Origin of the sequence: Paraburkholderia sp. NMBU_R16 (assembly GCF_013282575.1) — a bacterium.
Classification (GTDB): domain Bacteria; phylum Pseudomonadota; class Gammaproteobacteria; order Burkholderiales; family Burkholderiaceae; genus Trinickia.
The window spans coordinates 1-298 of record NZ_JAAAYE010000362.1; the positions used below are offsets into that span (position 1 = coordinate 1).

Genomic DNA, 298 nt, shown 5'->3' on the forward strand with positions numbered 1-298 from the left:
GTCATCAGCTCGACAATGTCCGACTCACGGTCTGCGACATACACCAACCGTGTGCCGGGCAGATCCACCGCCTGCTCGGCCACCCGTTCGTATCCCTCGATCCAGCGCGTGCTTTCCTTGATACCGCCACGCTTGCCTGCGGCGTCCTTGCGCTCACGCGACCACATCCAGGCATTGAGCACGCCCAACGGTTCACGCTGTGGCGTGACCGCGTAGGTCGCGTGAACGTACATGCCGCGCTGTGCTTCATACGACAACGGCCCCAGTCCAGCGATCTGCTGCCCGTTAAAGTTCAGCT

1 pseudogene is annotated in these 298 nt (G+C 62.1%); it reads right to left on the reverse strand.

The features are described 5' to 3' along the window. Positions 1-298: pseudogene (locus tag GWC77_RS28535) on the reverse strand (IS4 family transposase); the annotation flags it as partial.